This is a genomic window from Paraburkholderia sp. BL23I1N1, from assembly GCF_003610295.1.
Lineage (GTDB): Bacteria > Pseudomonadota > Gammaproteobacteria > Burkholderiales > Burkholderiaceae > Paraburkholderia.
Map to the genome: position 1 here is coordinate 369,559 of NZ_RAPV01000002.1, position 16,293 is coordinate 385,851.

General features: G+C 62.5%; 14 protein-coding genes. 6 read left to right on the top strand and 8 right to left on the bottom strand.

The window, feature by feature from the left end:
* The first annotated feature begins 7 nt into the window (after positions 1–7).
* Positions 8–787, top strand: a complete 780-nt coding sequence (locus B0G76_RS34300) for a type II secretion system protein N (protein ID WP_120297239.1) — start codon at positions 8–10, stop codon at positions 785–787.
* A 52-nt stretch (positions 788–839) separates the two neighbouring features.
* Here the strand turns inward: B0G76_RS34300 and B0G76_RS34305 are convergent, their stop codons facing one another.
* Positions 840–2,402: an efflux transporter outer membrane subunit gene (locus B0G76_RS34305; RefSeq protein ID WP_120297240.1), complete on the bottom strand. Its 1,563-nt coding sequence runs from the start codon at positions 2,400–2,402 to the stop codon at positions 840–842.
* Positions 2,403–2,585: 183 nt separating this feature from the next.
* A complete protein-coding gene (locus B0G76_RS34310; RefSeq protein ID WP_120297241.1) occupies positions 2,586–2,960 on the bottom strand; it encodes a hypothetical protein in 375 nt (124 codons plus the stop codon).
* Between the two features lie 251 nt (positions 2,961–3,211).
* On the opposite strand from B0G76_RS34310, the gene B0G76_RS34315 reads away from it, so the two are divergent.
* Together B0G76_RS34315 and B0G76_RS34320 are read left to right on the top strand one after the other, a co-directional pair.
* Positions 3,212–3,754 carry a MarR family winged helix-turn-helix transcriptional regulator gene (locus B0G76_RS34315; RefSeq protein ID WP_120298025.1) on the top strand — a complete coding sequence of 181 codons (543 nt, stop codon included), beginning with the start codon at positions 3,212–3,214 and terminating at the stop codon, positions 3,752–3,754.
* 133 nt (positions 3,755–3,887) lie between these two features.
* Positions 3,888–5,450, top strand: coding sequence for a DHA2 family efflux MFS transporter permease subunit (locus B0G76_RS34320; protein WP_120297242.1), 1,563 nt, complete (start codon positions 3,888–3,890; stop codon positions 5,448–5,450).
* A gap of 377 nt (positions 5,451–5,827) precedes the next feature.
* Here B0G76_RS34320 and B0G76_RS34325 read toward each other — a convergent pair whose 3' ends face one another.
* The 4 genes from B0G76_RS34325 to ada all read right to left on the bottom strand — a co-directional run bounded on the left by B0G76_RS34325 (position 5,828) and on the right by ada (position 10,622).
* On the bottom strand, positions 5,828–6,316 hold the full coding sequence (locus B0G76_RS34325) for a hypothetical protein (protein ID WP_183082264.1): 489 nt from the start codon (positions 6,314–6,316) through the stop codon (positions 5,828–5,830).
* Between the two features lie 256 nt (positions 6,317–6,572).
* Positions 6,573–8,189, bottom strand: a complete 1,617-nt coding sequence (gene gshA, locus B0G76_RS34330) for a glutamate--cysteine ligase (protein WP_120298026.1) — start codon at positions 8,187–8,189, stop codon at positions 6,573–6,575.
* A gap of 340 nt (positions 8,190–8,529) precedes the next feature.
* Positions 8,530–9,447, bottom strand: coding sequence for a DNA-3-methyladenine glycosylase (locus B0G76_RS34335; RefSeq protein WP_120297244.1), 918 nt, complete (start codon positions 9,445–9,447; stop codon positions 8,530–8,532).
* The gene (gene ada / locus B0G76_RS34340; RefSeq protein ID WP_120297245.1) at positions 9,444–10,622 is read right to left on the bottom strand and encodes a bifunctional DNA-binding transcriptional regulator/O6-methylguanine-DNA methyltransferase Ada; all 1,179 of its coding nucleotides are present in this window, start codon (positions 10,620–10,622) and stop codon (positions 9,444–9,446) included. The genes B0G76_RS34335 and ada overlap by 4 nt, the downstream gene beginning before the upstream one ends.
* 397 nt (positions 10,623–11,019) lie before the next feature.
* Between ada and B0G76_RS34345 the strand changes: the two genes are divergently transcribed.
* Positions 11,020–11,445 carry a VOC family protein gene (locus B0G76_RS34345; RefSeq protein ID WP_120297246.1) on the top strand — a complete coding sequence of 142 codons (426 nt, stop codon included), beginning with the start codon at positions 11,020–11,022 and terminating at the stop codon, positions 11,443–11,445.
* Between the two features lie 134 nt (positions 11,446–11,579).
* On the opposite strand, the gene B0G76_RS34350 is transcribed toward B0G76_RS34345, so the two are convergent.
* Positions 11,580–12,134 carry a YaeQ family protein gene (locus tag B0G76_RS34350; RefSeq protein ID WP_120297247.1) on the bottom strand — a complete coding sequence of 185 codons (555 nt, stop codon included), beginning with the start codon at positions 12,132–12,134 and terminating at the stop codon, positions 11,580–11,582.
* A gap of 150 nt (positions 12,135–12,284) precedes the next feature.
* Positions 12,285–13,262 carry a LysR family transcriptional regulator gene (locus tag B0G76_RS34355; protein ID WP_120297248.1) on the bottom strand — a complete coding sequence of 326 codons (978 nt, stop codon included), beginning with the start codon at positions 13,260–13,262 and terminating at the stop codon, positions 12,285–12,287.
* 309 nt (positions 13,263–13,571) lie between these two features.
* Between B0G76_RS34355 and B0G76_RS34360 the strand changes: the two genes are divergently transcribed.
* Positions 13,572–14,576 (top strand): arabinose ABC transporter substrate-binding protein, encoded by a 1,005-nt coding sequence (locus B0G76_RS34360; protein ID WP_120297249.1) that lies wholly within the window; start codon positions 13,572–13,574, stop codon positions 14,574–14,576.
* 111 nt (positions 14,577–14,687) lie between these two features.
* A complete protein-coding gene (gene araG / locus B0G76_RS34365) occupies positions 14,688–16,238 on the top strand; it encodes an L-arabinose ABC transporter ATP-binding protein AraG (protein ID WP_120297250.1) in 1,551 nt (516 codons plus the stop codon).
* Positions 16,239–16,293: the final 55 nt, after the last annotated feature.

Consider the following 16,293-nt stretch of genomic DNA (forward strand, 5'->3'; position numbering starts at 1 on the left):
ATCTCGCATGACTTACTGGATGCGGCGCCTGCGCGTCGCGCTACCCTGGCTGGCGGTCGCGGTGCTGGCGAGCGCGGCCGTGATGCTCACGTTGTTACCGGCCGCCTGGATCACGCCGCAGTTCGCCAAGCAGACCCATGGCCACGTCAATCTCGTCGATCCTGCCGGCTCGCTGTGGCACGGCTCGGCCACGCTGATGCTTGCCGCCGGTTCCGACATGAGTGCCGCGACCCTGCTGCCGGGGCGGATCGAATGGAGCACGGCGTTCTGGCCGCTCTTCACCGGCCGTGTGCGGATGATCATGCGGCACAGCGAAGCGATGCCCGACCCGATCACCGTCGACATCTCCCCGCGCAGCGCCACCGTCACGCTGGGCGCGATGGCGGTACCGGCTTCGCTGCTAAGCGGCCTCGGCGCACCTTTCAATACGCTCGACCTGCAAGGCGACGTGCGCCTCGCATGGTCCGATTGGCGCAGCTTCAATCAGGAGGCGTTCGGCCAGCTCACCGTGACCCTGAACGACGTCAGTTCGCGCGTCTCGCTGGTCAAGCCGCTGGGTTCTTATCGGCTGCTGTTTCAGGCACAGGGTGCGTCGTCCACGCTGGATCTGACGACCCTCAAGGGACCGCTGATGCTGACCGGCAATGGCAGCGTGTCGGCAGCCTCGACATCGTTTCGTGGGACGGCCAGCGCCGCCCCGGAAGCGCGTGACAACCTCGCGGGGCTGCTGAATCTGTTGGGGCGGCCAAGCGGACCGGATACGGTCGCGTTGACGTTCGTGCACTGACGTGCGGGTTGGTGGGCGGGTTGGTGAGCGGGTTGGTGTGCATTTAGCGCGTCTAGTTGCTCGGCGCCGGCTGTGAAGTGGCGCCGCTTTGCGCCACAGGCGTCGCCGCCGATGCCGGCAGCGGCGCCGGCGCGGCCACATCGCCTGTTTCGCGGTTCATTTGCGACGCGTCCCAACCACCGCCAAGCGCCTTCACCAGACCCACCGACGAAACCATCCGCTGCCCGGCGATGCTCTCCAGCTTCAGCTCCGCCGTGAAAGCGGTGGTCTGTGCGGTCAACACATTGACGTAGCCGACCGTGCCCGCCTTGTACTCGTTCGTGACAATGGCGAGCGCCTGACGCGCGGAATCCACCGCCTGCCGCTGCACGACGATTTCCTGTTCAAGGATGCGCTGCGAGGCGAGATTGTCCTCGACGTCCTGGAACGCGGCCAGAATCGTTTGACGATACGCTGCGACGTCCTGATCGTAAGCAGCGCGAGCGGCTTCGGTCTTTGCCTCACGCAAGCCGGCGTCGAAGATCGTGCCGGCGAGTTGTGGGCCGAGCGTCCAGAACCGCGACGGCGCGGTCAGCAACTGCGAGAACACCGAACTTTGGAAGCCGCCGGTGGCCGACAGGGTCAGCGACGGGAAGAACGCGGCAATCGCAACGCCGATCTGCTCGTTCGCCGCCGCGGCCTTGCGCTCAGCCGAGGCAATATCCGGGCGCCGTTCGAGCAGCGCCGACGGCATCTGCGAGGGCACGCCGGGCGGCGTGGCCGTGAGTGGCATCGGCGCAATCGAGAATGTCGAGGCTGGTTCGCCGACGAGTACAGCGATCGCGTGCTCGTCTTGCGCGCGCTGCACGCCGTTGTCGATCGCGGTCGCTTGTGCCGATTGCAACTGCGTTTGTGCCTGAATCACGTCGGAACGTGCGGCGACGCCTGCCGCGTACTGGTTCTGCGTGAGTTGCAGCGAGCGCTCATAAGCCGCGACGGTGTCGTCAAGCAGCTTCTGGGTGGAATCGAGCGCGCGCAGGGAAAAGTAGGTTTGCGCGAGCGTGGCCTGGGCGGACAGCCGCGCATTCGCGAGATCGGCTGCAGCGCCCTGCTGGCCTGCCTTCTGCGCGTTCACCGAACGCGTGACCGAGCCCCACAGGTCCGGCTCCCAGCTGGCGTCGAGTTGCACGTTGAAGCTATTGCTGATGCCGGAGCGGCTCGAAGTCGAGTTGCCACTGGACGATGAACCGTTGCCGGCGCGCGTGGCGCCCGCCGATGCACCAACGGTTGGGAAATACGCCGCGCGCGCCTCGCCGACCAGCGCACGGGCCTGGCGATAGGCGGCGGCAAATTGGGCGATGGTCTGGTTCGATGCGTTCAGCTTGTCTTCGAGCGCGTTGAGTTGCGGGTCTTCGTAGATGGTCCACCAGTCGCCGCGGTCTTGCTGATCGGCTGGCTGGGCGACTTTCCAGCCGGGCGCGGCTTCCTTGTAGGAAGCGGGGGTCTCGGCCGCGGGCCGTTTGTAGTCAGGGCCAACCACACAACCGGCCAGCAGGGTGGCGAGGGCCGCCGCAACTGCGATAGTCAGGGCGCGGGGCGCAAGCGTCCGCGCGCGCGAGATTCGATCAAACTGCATGCAATGGATTCCTTCAGGACGCCGCAGTGCGGCCAATGACGGCACTGCCAGCCGGGCGAGATCATGGCTCTGCCGGAATGTTAGCGTATGGGGCCGCATGGGCGCGGCAAACTGAAAGGGTAATGCGGGGGGAGGCGAAGGTGTGTTACTTAGGGTGTCGGGATGGTTACGCGCTGTTACGGATCAGACGCGCGAATCCGACGAGGTAGTCTGCCGGGCCAGCTTTCCAGCCGCCGCGCGGCACGGTGCATCGCCTCGCGCGTGGCAGGTGCCCGAAACGCTCACGGGAATGACCGGGGTGCCGTTGGCCGCTGCGACGACACCGCTGCCCACAGCCGGCAACGCTTTCAATTGCGCCGGAACGGCCTTAGCGCCCTTCTGCCCCCGCCGGTGCTCGACCCACGCCAACGCCGCGACCCCCACCGATCCACCGGGCAGCACGAACAGCACGGCGAACAACGCCAGTTTCCACCAGCGATGCGGCCCTTGAAAGCTGCTCAGCGCGGAATCGGTCAGGGAGCGGCTCAAGCCGCCAAGGGTGTTTTTGAGGTACAGCATCGGGGAAATCCTTTGAGCACGGCGCCATGGCGGCGTGCAGACAATCGGTCAGAACATGGTCTCGGGTGGCGCGGGTCGCGCGTAACTCGTTGCCTACAATAATATTGACTATGCAATTAAATTTCAAGATACTTTGCTTCACGTGCAATGGCGGTGTTGTTTTTGCGCGGTTTGCGCTGCGCAAATCCAATTTGACTTGTCTGCTTAGGCAGCTAGAATTCGTTCTGCTTGACGATGTTCCCGGATACACGATGACTGACGGCCCCTACGAAGCGGACAAGATTCACCTCGAATCGAGTCTTGGCTATTACCTGACGAAAGCGCGAAACGTGCTTGTCGAGCGGATGGACCGTGCGGTCAAACCGTTGGGACTGACTGCCCAGCAGATCGGCGTGATTCTGATGTTGTCCGCGCAACGCGCGAGCACGCCGTTCGAGTTGTCGCGCGTCATGTCGTACGACAGTGGATCGATGACGCGCCTGCTCGATCGCCTTGAAAAGAAAGGCTTTGTTGTACGCACGCGCAGCGACGCTGACCGCCGGATGGTCAAGCTGGAACTGACGCCGCAAGGCCACGAAGCCGCGCAGCAATTGCCCGGTCTGGGCGCCGCCGTACTGAACGAGCAGTTGCGCGGATTTTCAGCCGCGGATCATGCCGCCCTGCTCGACCTGCTCGGCCGTTTCATCGCGAACGGCATCGGTGCGGGAGCAAGCGCCTGTTGCGGACTCGGACCGCCGCAGGAATTGGAAGAGGCATCACCCGAAGAGCCGCCGTCAGATCACGGCGGGCAGTAATCAAGAGGCGTTTTCGAAAGCGTCAGCGTCAGAATATATCTGTCTGGGCAGAGGGTGATCCGGCATGTAAGCGCGCCATTCGAAAGGTGCGATAAAGCTGCCGCGACAAGCTTTCCCGGTTGAGGAGAAACACATGGCTGCTACGGCACCCGCCGAAGCCCTACCCGCCGCCGAACCCGCTCCGCTCAAAGGCGGAGCGCTGGCGTTGCTTACCGTCGGCCTTGCGCTCGGCACGTTTATGGAAGTGCTCGACACGTCGATCGCGAACGTCGCGGTGCCGACTATTTCCGGCAGCCTTGGCGTGGCGACCAGTCAGGGTACATGGGTCATCTCGTCGTATTCCGTGGCCTCGGCGATCGCGGTGCCGCTGACCGGGTGGCTCGCGCGGCGCGTGGGCGAGGTGCGGCTCTTCACGCTGTCCGTTCTGCTTTTTACGATCGCCTCCGCGCTGTGCGGCTTCGCGCACAACTTCGAGTCGCTGATCGCGTTCCGGCTTCTGCAAGGGCTCGTCTCCGGGCCGATGGTCCCGCTCTCGCAGACGATTCTCATGCGCTCATACCCACCGGAGAAGCGCGGGCTCGCGCTCGGCCTCTGGGCGATGACCGTGATCTGCGCGCCGATTTTCGGACCCGTGATGGGCGGCTATATCACGGACAACTACACGTGGCCGTGGATCTTCTATATCAACGTGCCGATCGGGTTGTTCTCGGCGGCGTGCGCGTTCCTGCTGCTGCGCGGCCGCGAGACCAAGGTGACCAAACAGCGTATCGACGCGGTCGGGCTCACGTTGCTCGTGATCGGTGTGTCGTGCCTGCAGATGGTGCTCGACCTGGGCAAGGATCGAGACTGGTTCAATTCGACATTTATCATCACGCTGGCGATTATTGCCGTGGTGTCGATAGCGTTTCTGCTGGTGTGGGAGACAACGGAGAAGGAACCCGTCGTCGATCTTTCGCTATTCAAGGATCGTAACTTCGCGCTCGGCGTGGTGATTATTTCGTTCGGGTTTATGGCGTTCTTCGGGTCGGTGGTGATTTTCCCGCTCTGGCTGCAGACGGTGATGGGATACACCGCGGGGATCGCCGGCCTCGCGACGGCGCCGGTCGGTATTCTTGCGCTGTTTTTGTCGCCGATGATCGGCAAGAATATGCATCGGTTGAACCTGCGCGTTGTCGCGAGTTTTGCGTTCATCGTGTTTGCGTTTGTGTCGTTCTGGAATTCGACTTTTACGCTCGACGTGCCGTTCAATCATGTGATCTGGCCGCGGTTGGTGCAGGGTATTGGGGTTGCCTGTTTCTTCGTGCCGATGACGACTATTACGCTGTCCAGCGTGTCGGATGAGCGGCTCGCTAGTGCTTCTGGTTTGTCGAATTTCTTTCGGACTTTGTCCGGGGCGATTGGGACGGCTGTCAGTACAACGTACTGGGAGAACGATACGATCTATCATCATGCGATGTTGACCGATTCGGTTAATGTCTATTCGGCTAATACTAATGCTTATACCAATGCGTTGGCCGGGCTCGGGCTTTCGGGTGATAGCGTCACCGCGCAGTTGAATCAGGTTGTTACTGCGCAGGCTTATATGATGGCTACTAATGATTTTTTTCGTATTTCTTGTGGGGCGTTTCTTGTACTGGCTTTGCTTGTTTGGGTTACTAAGCCCAGGAAGGGGATGGGGGCTTCTATGGGGCACTAAGGTTTTTTTGTTGCCTGTGCGGGGCTTTGTTTGGGTGTTGGCCTCGTAGTGTTGGCCTTTCCTTGATTTCTTCGTAGTCTATTAGCGTTGCCCTGTGCGGGGCGGCACTTACTTCTCTTTGCCGGCCGGCCGCAAAGAGAAGTAAGCAAGAGAAAGCGGCTCAAACCGCTAATTCTTAAGCGGGTCCCCCGCATAGTTGCGGTAGTGGTGCATCTGGAATCCGTGTTCTCGCACACTCCGCGTGAGTGACAAGGCGCTCATTCTTCCGGCGGCGCTGCGCGCGCCGTAGCGTAGCTTTTGAAGTCGGCCGTCGTGCCTTTGCGCCGTCGGTTTGATTGGCGCTCCTTCGTAGTTTCAGGCGCCTCCTGTTTTCTCCCTCACTGCGTTATCGCGTCCCCCGGGATCGATTGTCCCGAAGCGTCCGGGTGCATCGCCGTTGGTGCGGGTTGCGACGGCTTTTCGCCGTTTTGCGGTGCGCCCGCTGCCGTGCCTCGTACGGTTTCCTTGAAGTCGGCGCCCGCCGCCCATGGGTTCGGTTTGCATCCCATCGAGCCGTCGCAATGCGCCGCGAATCCAATCGTTGCCGTGCCGTCCGGGTTCGCCGTGCGCGTGATCTGGTACGCCAACGCACGCTTGCCACCATCCGGGCCCGCCGTCTGGATCAAGGTGTCAGTCGCGGATTCAATCTTGTATGTCGAATGCCCCGCTACCCACGCCTGTGCACGCTGCCACCAAACATCACACTCGGCCTTGGTCGAACACGTCAACGGCGTGGTCGCAATCTGCATGACGTCCGGATCGACCTGCCCCTGCGTCGTACACCCCACCGCCGCCACGCACACTGCGGCCAACAGACCTCTTTTCATCACGGTGAAGCCTCCCTCTCTGGAGCGTGTCATGAAAGTTGGACCGCATCCCGGGCACGGTGTTTCATACGCATTGGCGAATGGCTCGAACGAGTGGAGATTTTGCCGCTATGGCCGCTCATCCAGCACCGCTTTATGTAGACGTTACTTGCGCGCAGAGAAAATGCGGCACTCTGCGACGATTTCGGCTTCACCAAAGAAAATGCCCTTCAGTGCTAACTGAACGGCATGGGCCCACAACAGCCTGTCTTCTTCTTTAGACGCTAAACCGGTTCAGTGTGTACGCCCGGTATGCCGCGACAAATGCGTCGAATGAACCCACCTCTTCCCGTTCGAGTTTGGCCTGCCCTGCAAGCGATTGCGCCGCAAGATCGACAAACTCCTTGGTCTGCGCGGCATCCAGCGGACGCGAGCGGAAATATGCGGCGTGCGCTTCGCTTTGCTCAAGGCCAAACGCGAGGAAGCTCTGCTGCTTGTCGCGCATCGTCTGCAACACGCGCGCCGACGGCGTCAGCGATGCGTCCGCCAGTTTCGCGCGCTCAACCGTCACGGCGCGGGCGTGGGCGTCGCCGCCGTGCAATGCGTCAAGCGTTGCCGCAGCTGCGTCGATCTTGACGAGCAGTTCGTTCGCCCAATCTGTCATCGCGATCGGGCTGCCGTCGCGCGTCAGTTCGAGGCCCGGCTTGCGGCCTTCCATCGTCACGCGGCCAAAGTTCTGATTCGCCTCGGCATACGCGTCCGGTGGCAACAACGCGCTGTCGTCGAGCGCGCAGACCAGCAGGTAAGCATCGAGAAAACGCGATGTCTCCAGCGAAATGCCGGTCGGCTCGAACGGATCGATGTCCATGCAGCGCACTTCGACATACTGCACACCACGCGCAGCCAGCGCATGCAGCGGACGCTCGCCCGGATACGTGACGCGTTTCGGTCGGATCGTCGAATAGAACTCGTTTTCGATCTGCAGCACGTTCGTGTTGATCTGCACCCACTCGCCGTCGCGCTGCGTACCAATCGCCTCATACGCGGGATACGGCTGGCTCACGGCTTTCGTCAGCGCATCCAGGTAGCCCGGCAGCGTGTCGTAGTCGGCGCGCAACGCGGCTTGCGCGGTGGTGTTCGAGTAGCCGAGGTCGCTCATGCGCAAGCTGGTCGCATACGGGCGATACAGCGTGTCGGCGTCGAAAGTGTCGAGCGTGTGCTGGCGATCGCGGAGAAATCGGCGATCCAGCGCCGGCGAGGCGCCGAACAGATACATCAACAGCCAGTTAGTACGGCGGAAATTGCGGATCAGCGCGAGGTAACGGTCGGACTGGAAATCGACGGCATTTGCCGTGGATTGCTGGTCGGCATGCAACGCCCGCCACACTTCTTCGCTCAGCGAATAGTTGTAGTGAATTCCCGCAATGCATTGCATCGTGCGGCCGTAACGGAGCGCCAGGCCAAGGCGGTACACGTACTTCAGCTTGCCGATATTCGACGTGCCGTAATGCGCGATCGGAATACCGTCGTCCGTTTCGGGCAGCAGGCCGGGCATCGAGTTGTTCCACAGGATCTCGTCGCCGAGTTCGGCGTAGACGAAACGATGCAGCGTATCCAGCTTCTCGAGCGTGATCGAGACGTCGTGCTCGGCCGGCGTGATCAGTTCGAGCAACGCTTCGGAATAGTCGGTGGTGAGCGACGGATGTGTGAGCGCCGAACCGAGCGCGCGCGGATGCGGCGTCATGGCCAGCTTGCCGTCGTGCGTCACGCGCAGGCTTTCCTTTTCGATGCCGCGCAGGCCGCGTATCAGCGCGTCGCGCTGCGGGCCCGCGGTCAGCACGGACAGGCGGTGCAATAACGCGTCGGTCGTGCGGGAAGGTGTCGTGTTTGGCATTGATGCGAGTCGGGCGTTGTCGGCCGCCATGTGCCGCTTCACTGCGATCATGCAGCACTGCGCGGTTGACAACGTTCGGCGGAATTTTCGGGTAGCGGGCACTTTAACATCTCGCCACAACGGCTGCTTGAGGCCGCTTCGGCAGGCCCTCGGACGACTCAACCTGGCCTAATTTCGATACGAAACGGCCTGCCCACCGCCTTGTTACGCTACCGGTCACATGCCAGCGGGCGCGACCCGCTTTGATTCCCGACCGGCGTGCAGGGCCTCCGCTGCCGAGCGCAAGCACCGGGCCGATCCACTATGGCGTGCGGCCTGGCTTCCCGACTGCCGCACAACCTCAGCCGCCGCGCGCGGCGCCTGCCCGATCCGCGACCTCGTTCCAGAGATGCATCGCCGCGTACGCGCGCCACGGCCGCCACGCGTCGGTGCGAGTGCGTTGCTGCGTGGGCCGCACGAGCGATGGATCGCGCGCGCAGATCGCCTGCATCAGCACGAGGTCCCATGCGGGCCAGGCGTCGGCGTCACGCCATGCGCGCATCGCCACATACTCGACCGTCCATGGACCGATGCCCGGCAGTGCGAGCAAGGCCGCGCGCAGGCCGTTGGCATCGGCGACGCCACTGTCGAGCGGCACGTCGCCTGAAGCGACCGCCTGTGCGAAACCCTGCAACGCCGCTACGCGTTTACCCGGCATGCCGATCTTTTCCAGATCCACGGCGGCCAGTGCGGCAGGCGTCGGAAAGCGCCACGCGGTGTGCTCATGCGGATGACCCTCGATGCGCTCGCCGGCACGCTGCACCAATCGTCCGATGATCGTGGTCGCCGCCTTCACGCTGACCTGCTGCCCGACGATGGCGCGCACCACCAGCTCGAAGCCCGACCACGCGCCCGGCACGCGCAAGCCCGGCACGGCTTCAACTAACGGTGCGAGCCAGGGATCGGCGGCCAGTTCGTTGCCGATCTTCTTCGGATCGGCGTGCAGGTCGAACATCCGCGCGATCGGCGCGGCGAGCGCGTCAGCATGGCGGCTCGCCGGGCCTTCGATGTTCGCGACGATGCAGCGCTTGCGCGGATGCAGGCGCACCGTCAGCGTGCCGCTGTCGCCGGCCCAGTCGATCGCGCGACGATAGGCGCCGTCTTCCACCGCTTCGACGCCGGGTGTGGCCCGTCCGCCGAAAAAGCGCAGCAGGCGCGGCCAGTCGAAGGGTGGTTTGAACGGCAATTCGAGTGTTGCAACGTCGTCAAGCGTGCTCACGCGGCGTGGTCCAGGTTGGTGATGGTGACAGCAGTGGCCGCGTGCTCGCGGCGCTTGGGTTCATCGACCGAAGCGCCGCCGGCGTGCTGGGCTTCGTTGTCGAGCAGTGCGGCCTTGCGCGACAGGCCCCAGCGATACCCCGCCAGCGCCCCGCCCTTCTGCACGACGCGATGGCACGGAATCGCCAGCGCGACTGGATTCGTCGCACACGCGCTTGCCACCGCGCGCACGGCCCGGGGCGAGCCGACCGCTTCCGCAATCTGGGAATAGCTGCGCGTTTCACCGTAAGGAATGCGCCGCAGCGCGTCCCAGACGCGTTGCCGGAACGCGGTCGCGGCGATGTCCAACGGCAGATCGAAGTCCTGACGCGTGCCCTCCAGATAGGCTTCGATCTGCGCGATGAACGGCGCGAGGCGCGTTGCGTCTTCGACCAGATCGGCGTTGGCGAACTCGCCGCGCAGATCGTCGGCGAGTGTCGCGGCATTGTCGCCGAAACCGATTTTGCAGATGCCTTTGTCGGTTGCGGCCACCAGCACGAAGCCGAGGGAGGTCGGCGCGCTGGCGTAACGCACGGTGAGCCCCGCGCCTTTGCGGCGGAACGCGGACGGCGCCATGCCCAATTCCGCCGAGGCGCTGTCGTACATCCGCGAGGGCGAGCCGAAGCCGGCATCCAGCGTGGCGCGTGTCACGTCCGACCCGCTCTGCAGCGCGTCGCGCAACGCGGCGCCGCGCTGCGCGGCCTGATACTGACGCGGCGAGACGCCCACCACGCGCTTGAACAGACGTTGCAAGTGGAACGGGCTGACGTGCACCGCGTCGCTCAGTTGCGCGAGTGTGAGGCGTTGCTGCGGATCGGCATCCATCGCGGCACAGGCGCGATTGACGATCTCCAGCTCGCGCGGCAGGCCGCCGGGTTGGCAACGCTTGCAATCGCGGTAGCCCGCGGCGCGCGCGGCGTTTGCGTCGGTGAAGAACGCGACATTTTCGCGGCGTGGCTGGCGCGACGCGCAGGACGGTCGGCAGAACACGCCCGTCGTTTTGACGGCGTAGAAAAACGCGCCGTCGGCCTGCTGCTCATGGCGGGTAACGGCGTCCCAACGCTCGGCGTCGGTGCTCCAGCGGGTGGTGCCGACGGCGGTTTCGTCGACGATATCGGTACGGTCGGTGCGGTTCATGATGGTCCCGGAAAGGCGGTGTCGATGCTCACCAATGTAGGCCGCATGCCAACACACTACGCCCCGGTTCTTGCTCTGTCATTGCGCTTCCTCGTAGGCACCGAGCCCCGCCAGGCGCTCGTTTCGCGTCAAACTGCGACAATTTGGCACGATATCGGGTTTTCCCTTAAAAAGTTATTGCGTCGCACCAACCCCATGTGTATATTAGTACTTGTCTCCTCCATGTCTCCTCCTGATATGGATTCAGCCCGCTCCACATAGAGCGGGCTTTTTTTCGTCTGAGCATTTCCGATCTGTCCCTTGCGGCCGGTTCATCTCCCGCTCTCGTTGCCTCTTCCTTTCTTCTACACTGGTTGCTGTTCATCCGTTCTGCGAGCCAGCCAAGGGGCCGTTCGATATGAAAATCCACATTCGCGAGATCGATCACATCGTCATTCGGGCGTCGAACGTTCCGGAGATGACGCGTTTTTACTGCGAGGTGCTCGGTTGCAGCGTCGAGAAGGAGCAGGCCGATCTGGGCCTGACACAATTGCGCGCGGGGCGCTCGCTGATCGACCTGTTAAAGGTCGGCGGGAAGCTCGATCACCCCGAAAACGGTGTGCCGGGCGCGGGGCGGAATATGGATCACCTGTGTTTGCGCGTTGAGCCGTTCGACGCCGAGGCGCTCACTGCGCATCTGGTCGAACACGGCGCGCGGCCTGGCGAGCCGGCTTTGCGCTATGGCGCGGATGGGTTTGGGCAGTCGCTGTATCTGTTCGACCCGGAGGGCAATATGGTCGAACTCAAAGGCCCGCCTGAAGCCTCGCGGGTGACGTCGCTATGACGTTGCCGTAACTTCGCCATGAAGGGCGTGGTGACCGCCGCCTCCCGGTCTGTGCAACAGGCCGGCGTCAAGCCAGATTGGCGCGCACAGCCGTAGAAAAACTCATGCGGCGCTTCCGGCGTTATCAAACGCTATCAACCGTTGGCGGGTGCCTTCAACACCGTCCACTCGATTTTCACCGCATCGGCGTCGGCGCTACCGAGCCACGCTTCGCCGTCCTGCACGGTGCATTGCAGACGCATGGTCCGCTCGGCGAGCTTGCCAAGCGCCGCCGCCACGTCTTCGCCAAGCGTCCAGACCGTCACATTGCGCATGCGTTCGACCTTGCTGCGCACCCCTTGCCACCAGATGTCCGACGTGCGGCCGCCATAGGCGATCACGATCACGTCGTTCGAGCGGCCGCTTGCCTTGGCAATGCGCCGTTCGTCAGGCTGACCGACTTCGATCCAGGTTTCGATCGCGCCGGTGAGGTCCTTCTGCCAGAGGTCCGGTTCGTCGACATCCGACAAACCTTTGCAGAATTCGAGGCGTTCCTGCGCGAACAGCGCGAACGCGGCGACGCGGACCATCATCCGCTCGTCGGTTTCCGAGGGATGGCGGGCGATCGTCAGGGCATGGTCGGCATAGTAGTGCCGGTCCATGTTGGCGATCTGAAGTTCTGCCTTGTAAATCGTCGATTTGAGAGCCATGCCGTTACTGAACCAGGCGCTCGCTCCACCGGAGCGAACAGAAAGAGAATCGTCGACGGCGCGTTGCCGTTTTCGGTGTTTGGTGTACATCGCGTGTCCTCCCGAGCCGGAAACAGGCTGCAATTGCGACTATCGCAACGGGAGAAGCATTTATCGCGCCACTGGCGGCTCGAAGGCGGTGCCATAGACCTCGCCCGCGGCTTCCCGCAAGGCTTCGAGGACGACGGAGGCCGCCGGCGAAAGCAGGTGCGACTGGCGCGTGATGATACCGAATGTATCCATTCTGTACGGTAAATCGATCGGTATCCGTTGCAAAACACCGTACTGTTGGTACTGACGCGCCACTTCTTCGGGTAAAACCGCCAACATGTCGCTTTGGAGCAATAAGCTCGAAATCGCCAAAAAATTGTTGGTATTGACGACGTTTTGGGGCGGATTCAGTCCGATCTGCGAAAACATCAGATCAAAGCGATGGCGTAAAACACTGCCCGGCGGGTGCAAAACCCAGCTCGCGTTGACGATTCCCCGCAGTGTCAAACCTGTTTCATTTTCGAGAGGATGGCCGGAACGCGCCACCACGCAGAGCGGTTCGTCGGCAAGCGGTTCGTAGTGGATGTCGGTCTTGAACTGGTTTTGCCGCTCCAATACCCGGCCGATCATGATGTCCAGTTCGCCTTCGGCGAGCCTCGGCAGCATCACGTCCGAGGTTTCCACTTCCGCCCAGATTTCCAGCTGGGGATAGCGTCTTTTCACGTTGGCGATGGCGCGCGGCACCATTGTCGCGGCGGCCGCGGCAATCACGCCGATTCGCACCTGGCCGGCCAGACCGGCCCGAAGTGCCGAGATTTCGTCATGCGCATGGCTGAGATTCGAGAGCACCATGCGCGCGTGACGGATCATCACTTCGCCGTACAGGGTGGCGCGCATGCCATGCGGCGTGCGATCGAACAGACTCACCTCCAGCATGTCCTCCAGCTCTTTCAGAAGCCGCGACGCGGCGGGCTGGGTCATGCCGAGCACGTCGGCGGCTCGCCGGACGTTGCCCTCCTCCTCCATCGCGGCGAGCAATTGCAACTGCCGCGTCTTGAGCCGCGCCCGCACGAACCAGTTCGAGTAGCTACGCGTCATGACCTGTCTCCTTACGCGGCTTGAAGCCGTCTGTCGGACGAATTGCCGTCGTGAAGTCTCCATGATGCCATATCGAAATTGATATCGGGATGGCCTAAAAAGGGATTGGAAAGTTATTGGGGCGGCTCATACCATTCGTGGACTTTCTGAGCTTCCTCACGAGTGTCCTTAGGTGGCGCCCTCCCGTCGATGAATCGCGATCCGCATGCCCCACCCCATCGCCTATCCACGTGCCGGCTGACGCCGCCGTGAATCCCCGTGCTGCAACTAAACGAAATCAATGCAGCCTTTCAACCTCAGGAGACAGGTATGACCAGCAAGCTTCGCCGTTTGACGCTCTCAGCGATTGCCGCCGCGGCGCTCGCCGCACCCTTTGCCGCGCAATTCTCCGCGCACGCCGATCAGCAACTCAAAGTCGGCTTCCTCGTGAAGATGCCGGAACAGGCGTGGTTCATCAACGAACAGAAAGCCGCCACCGCGCTCGGTCAGAAGGACGGCTTCTCGGTGGTCAACATCGGCACGCCGGACGGCGAAAAAGTGCTGGCCGCGATCGATAACCTCGGTGCGCAAGGCGCCAAAGGCTTCGTGATCTGCGCGCCCGACGTGCGGCTCGGACCGGCGATTCAGGCGCGTGCAAAGCGCTACAACATGAAGTTCGTCACCGTCGACGATCAACTGGTCGACTCCACCGGCAAGCCGCTGTCGAACGTGCCGCATCTGGGCATGTCCGCGTTCAAGATCGGCAATCAGGTCGGCACCGCGATCTCTGAAGAGATGAAGCGCCGCGGCTGGAAGCCGGAAGAAGTCGGCGCGCTGCGCATCACGAACTACGAATTGCCGACCGCCAAACTGCGCACAGATGGCGCAACGGAATCGCTGCTGGCCGGCGGCTTCAAGAAGGAAAACATCTTCGACGCCCCGCAAAAGACCACGGATGACGAAGGCGGCTTCAACGCGTCGTCGCCCGTGCTCGCGCAGCATCCGAACATCAAGAAATGGGTGATCTTCGCGCTCAACGAGGAAAGCGTGCTGGGCGGCGTTCGCGCGACCGAGCAACTGCACATTCCGGCGGCCGATGTGATCGGCGTCGGCATTAACGGTGCGGGCGAAGCGTTTGCCGAGTTCCAGAAGAAGGAACCGACAGGCTTCTACGGCACGATCGCCGTGAGCTCGACGATGCATGGCAAAGAGAGCACGGAGAACCTCGTGGAGTGGATCAAGGACGGCAAGCAGCCGCCCGCCGATACGCAAACCACCGGCAAGCTGATGGTGCGGGGCAACTGGCAGGACGTGCGTAAAGAGCTCGGCATTTAAGCGTTATTCGAGTTTGCGCGCTGCGGGCTTCTTTCACGTTCATGTTCACGCTCACGATCATGTCAACGCGAGATCGGCCCGCACAGATGATCTACCCGCAAGAGGCTTTCGATGACGGTTTCTCACCCTGGCGAAACGGCGCTGCCCGCGCAAGCGCCCTCGCCTACGCATTCGTCGGCTGATCCGTATCTGCAACTCGACGGTATCACCGTGCGCTTTCCCGGCGTGCTCGCGCTCGACCAGGTGTCGCTCGACGTGCGGCGCGGCGAAGTACACGGTTTGATGGGCGAAAACGGCGCCGGCAAATCGACGCTGCTCAAAGTGCTGTCGGGCGTGAATCAACCGGCGGCCGGCACCTTGTCGCTCGATGGCGTCGAGCAACAGTTCACCAGCACCAAGGCGGCTATCGCGGCGGGTGTCGCGATCATCTATCAGGAACTGCATCTGGTACCCGAGCTAACGGTTGCGGAAAACCTGATGCTCGGCGCCCTGCCCAATCGCTTCGGTGTGCTTGACGAGAAGGCGCTGGTTGCGCGTGCGGTGCGTGAGTTGGAAAGACTCGGCGAAAAAATCGACCCTTCGCAGCAGGTGAAGAATCTCTCGATCGGTCAGCGGCAGATGATCGAAATCGGCAAGGCGCTGATGCGCGATGCGCGCGTGATTGCGTTCGACGAACCGACCAGCTCGTTGTCCTCGCGCGAAACCGCGCAGTTGTTCCGGATCATCCGCGCGTTGAAAGCCGAGGGCCGCGCGATTATCTATGTCACGCATAGAATGGATGAAGTCTACGAACTGTGCGACCGCGTGACGGTGTTTCGCGACGGCCGCCGCATCGATACGTTCGAAGCCGGCGACGGACTCGATCGCGATCGCCTGATTAGCTGCATGGTGGGCCGATCGATCGCCGACGTGTACGGCTACCGCTCGCGCGAACTGGGTGGCCTGCAACTCGAAGTCAGAGACTTGATGGGACGCGGCTTGCGCGAACCGGCTTCTTTTGCCGCACGTCAAGGCGAAATCGTCGGCTTCTTCGGTCTGGTGGGCGCAGGCCGTTCGGAGTTGATGAAACTGATTTATGGCGCCGTCAAACCGGGCGCCGGTGAGATCGTGCTCAAGGGAAAACGCGTGCGCTTCGCCACGCCGCGCGATGCCGTACGCGCCGGCGTCGCACTGTGTCCGGAAGATCGCAAACAGGAAGGCATCGTCTCGATCGCTTCTGTGTCGGACAACCTCAACATCAGTTGCCGCCGCCACTTCAGCCGCTTCAACGTGCTCAATCGCCGCAAGGAAGCGCAGACCGCGAAAGAGTTCATCGGCAAGCTCTCGATCAAAACGCGTAACGGCGAAACGCCGATCGGCACGCTCTCCGGTGGCAATCAGCAGAAGGTGATTCTGTCGCGCTGGCTCGCTGAAGACATCGACGTGTTCCTGATGGACGAACCCACGCGTGGCATCGACGTCGGCGCGCGAAGCGAGATCTACGGCTTGCTGTATGGGCTGGCCGAAGCCGGCCGCACGGTGATCGTCGTATCGAGCGATCTGGCCGAAGTGATCGGCGTGACGGATCGCGTGATCGTGATGAAGGAAGGCCGCATCGTCGGCAATCTGCCGAAGGCGCAGGCCACGCCGGATGCGCTGATCAAGCTCGCGCTGCCGCGCTAGGCATGCCGTATTAATCAGGAAACCGAATGAAACTGAAGGCAACGGAATAGATATC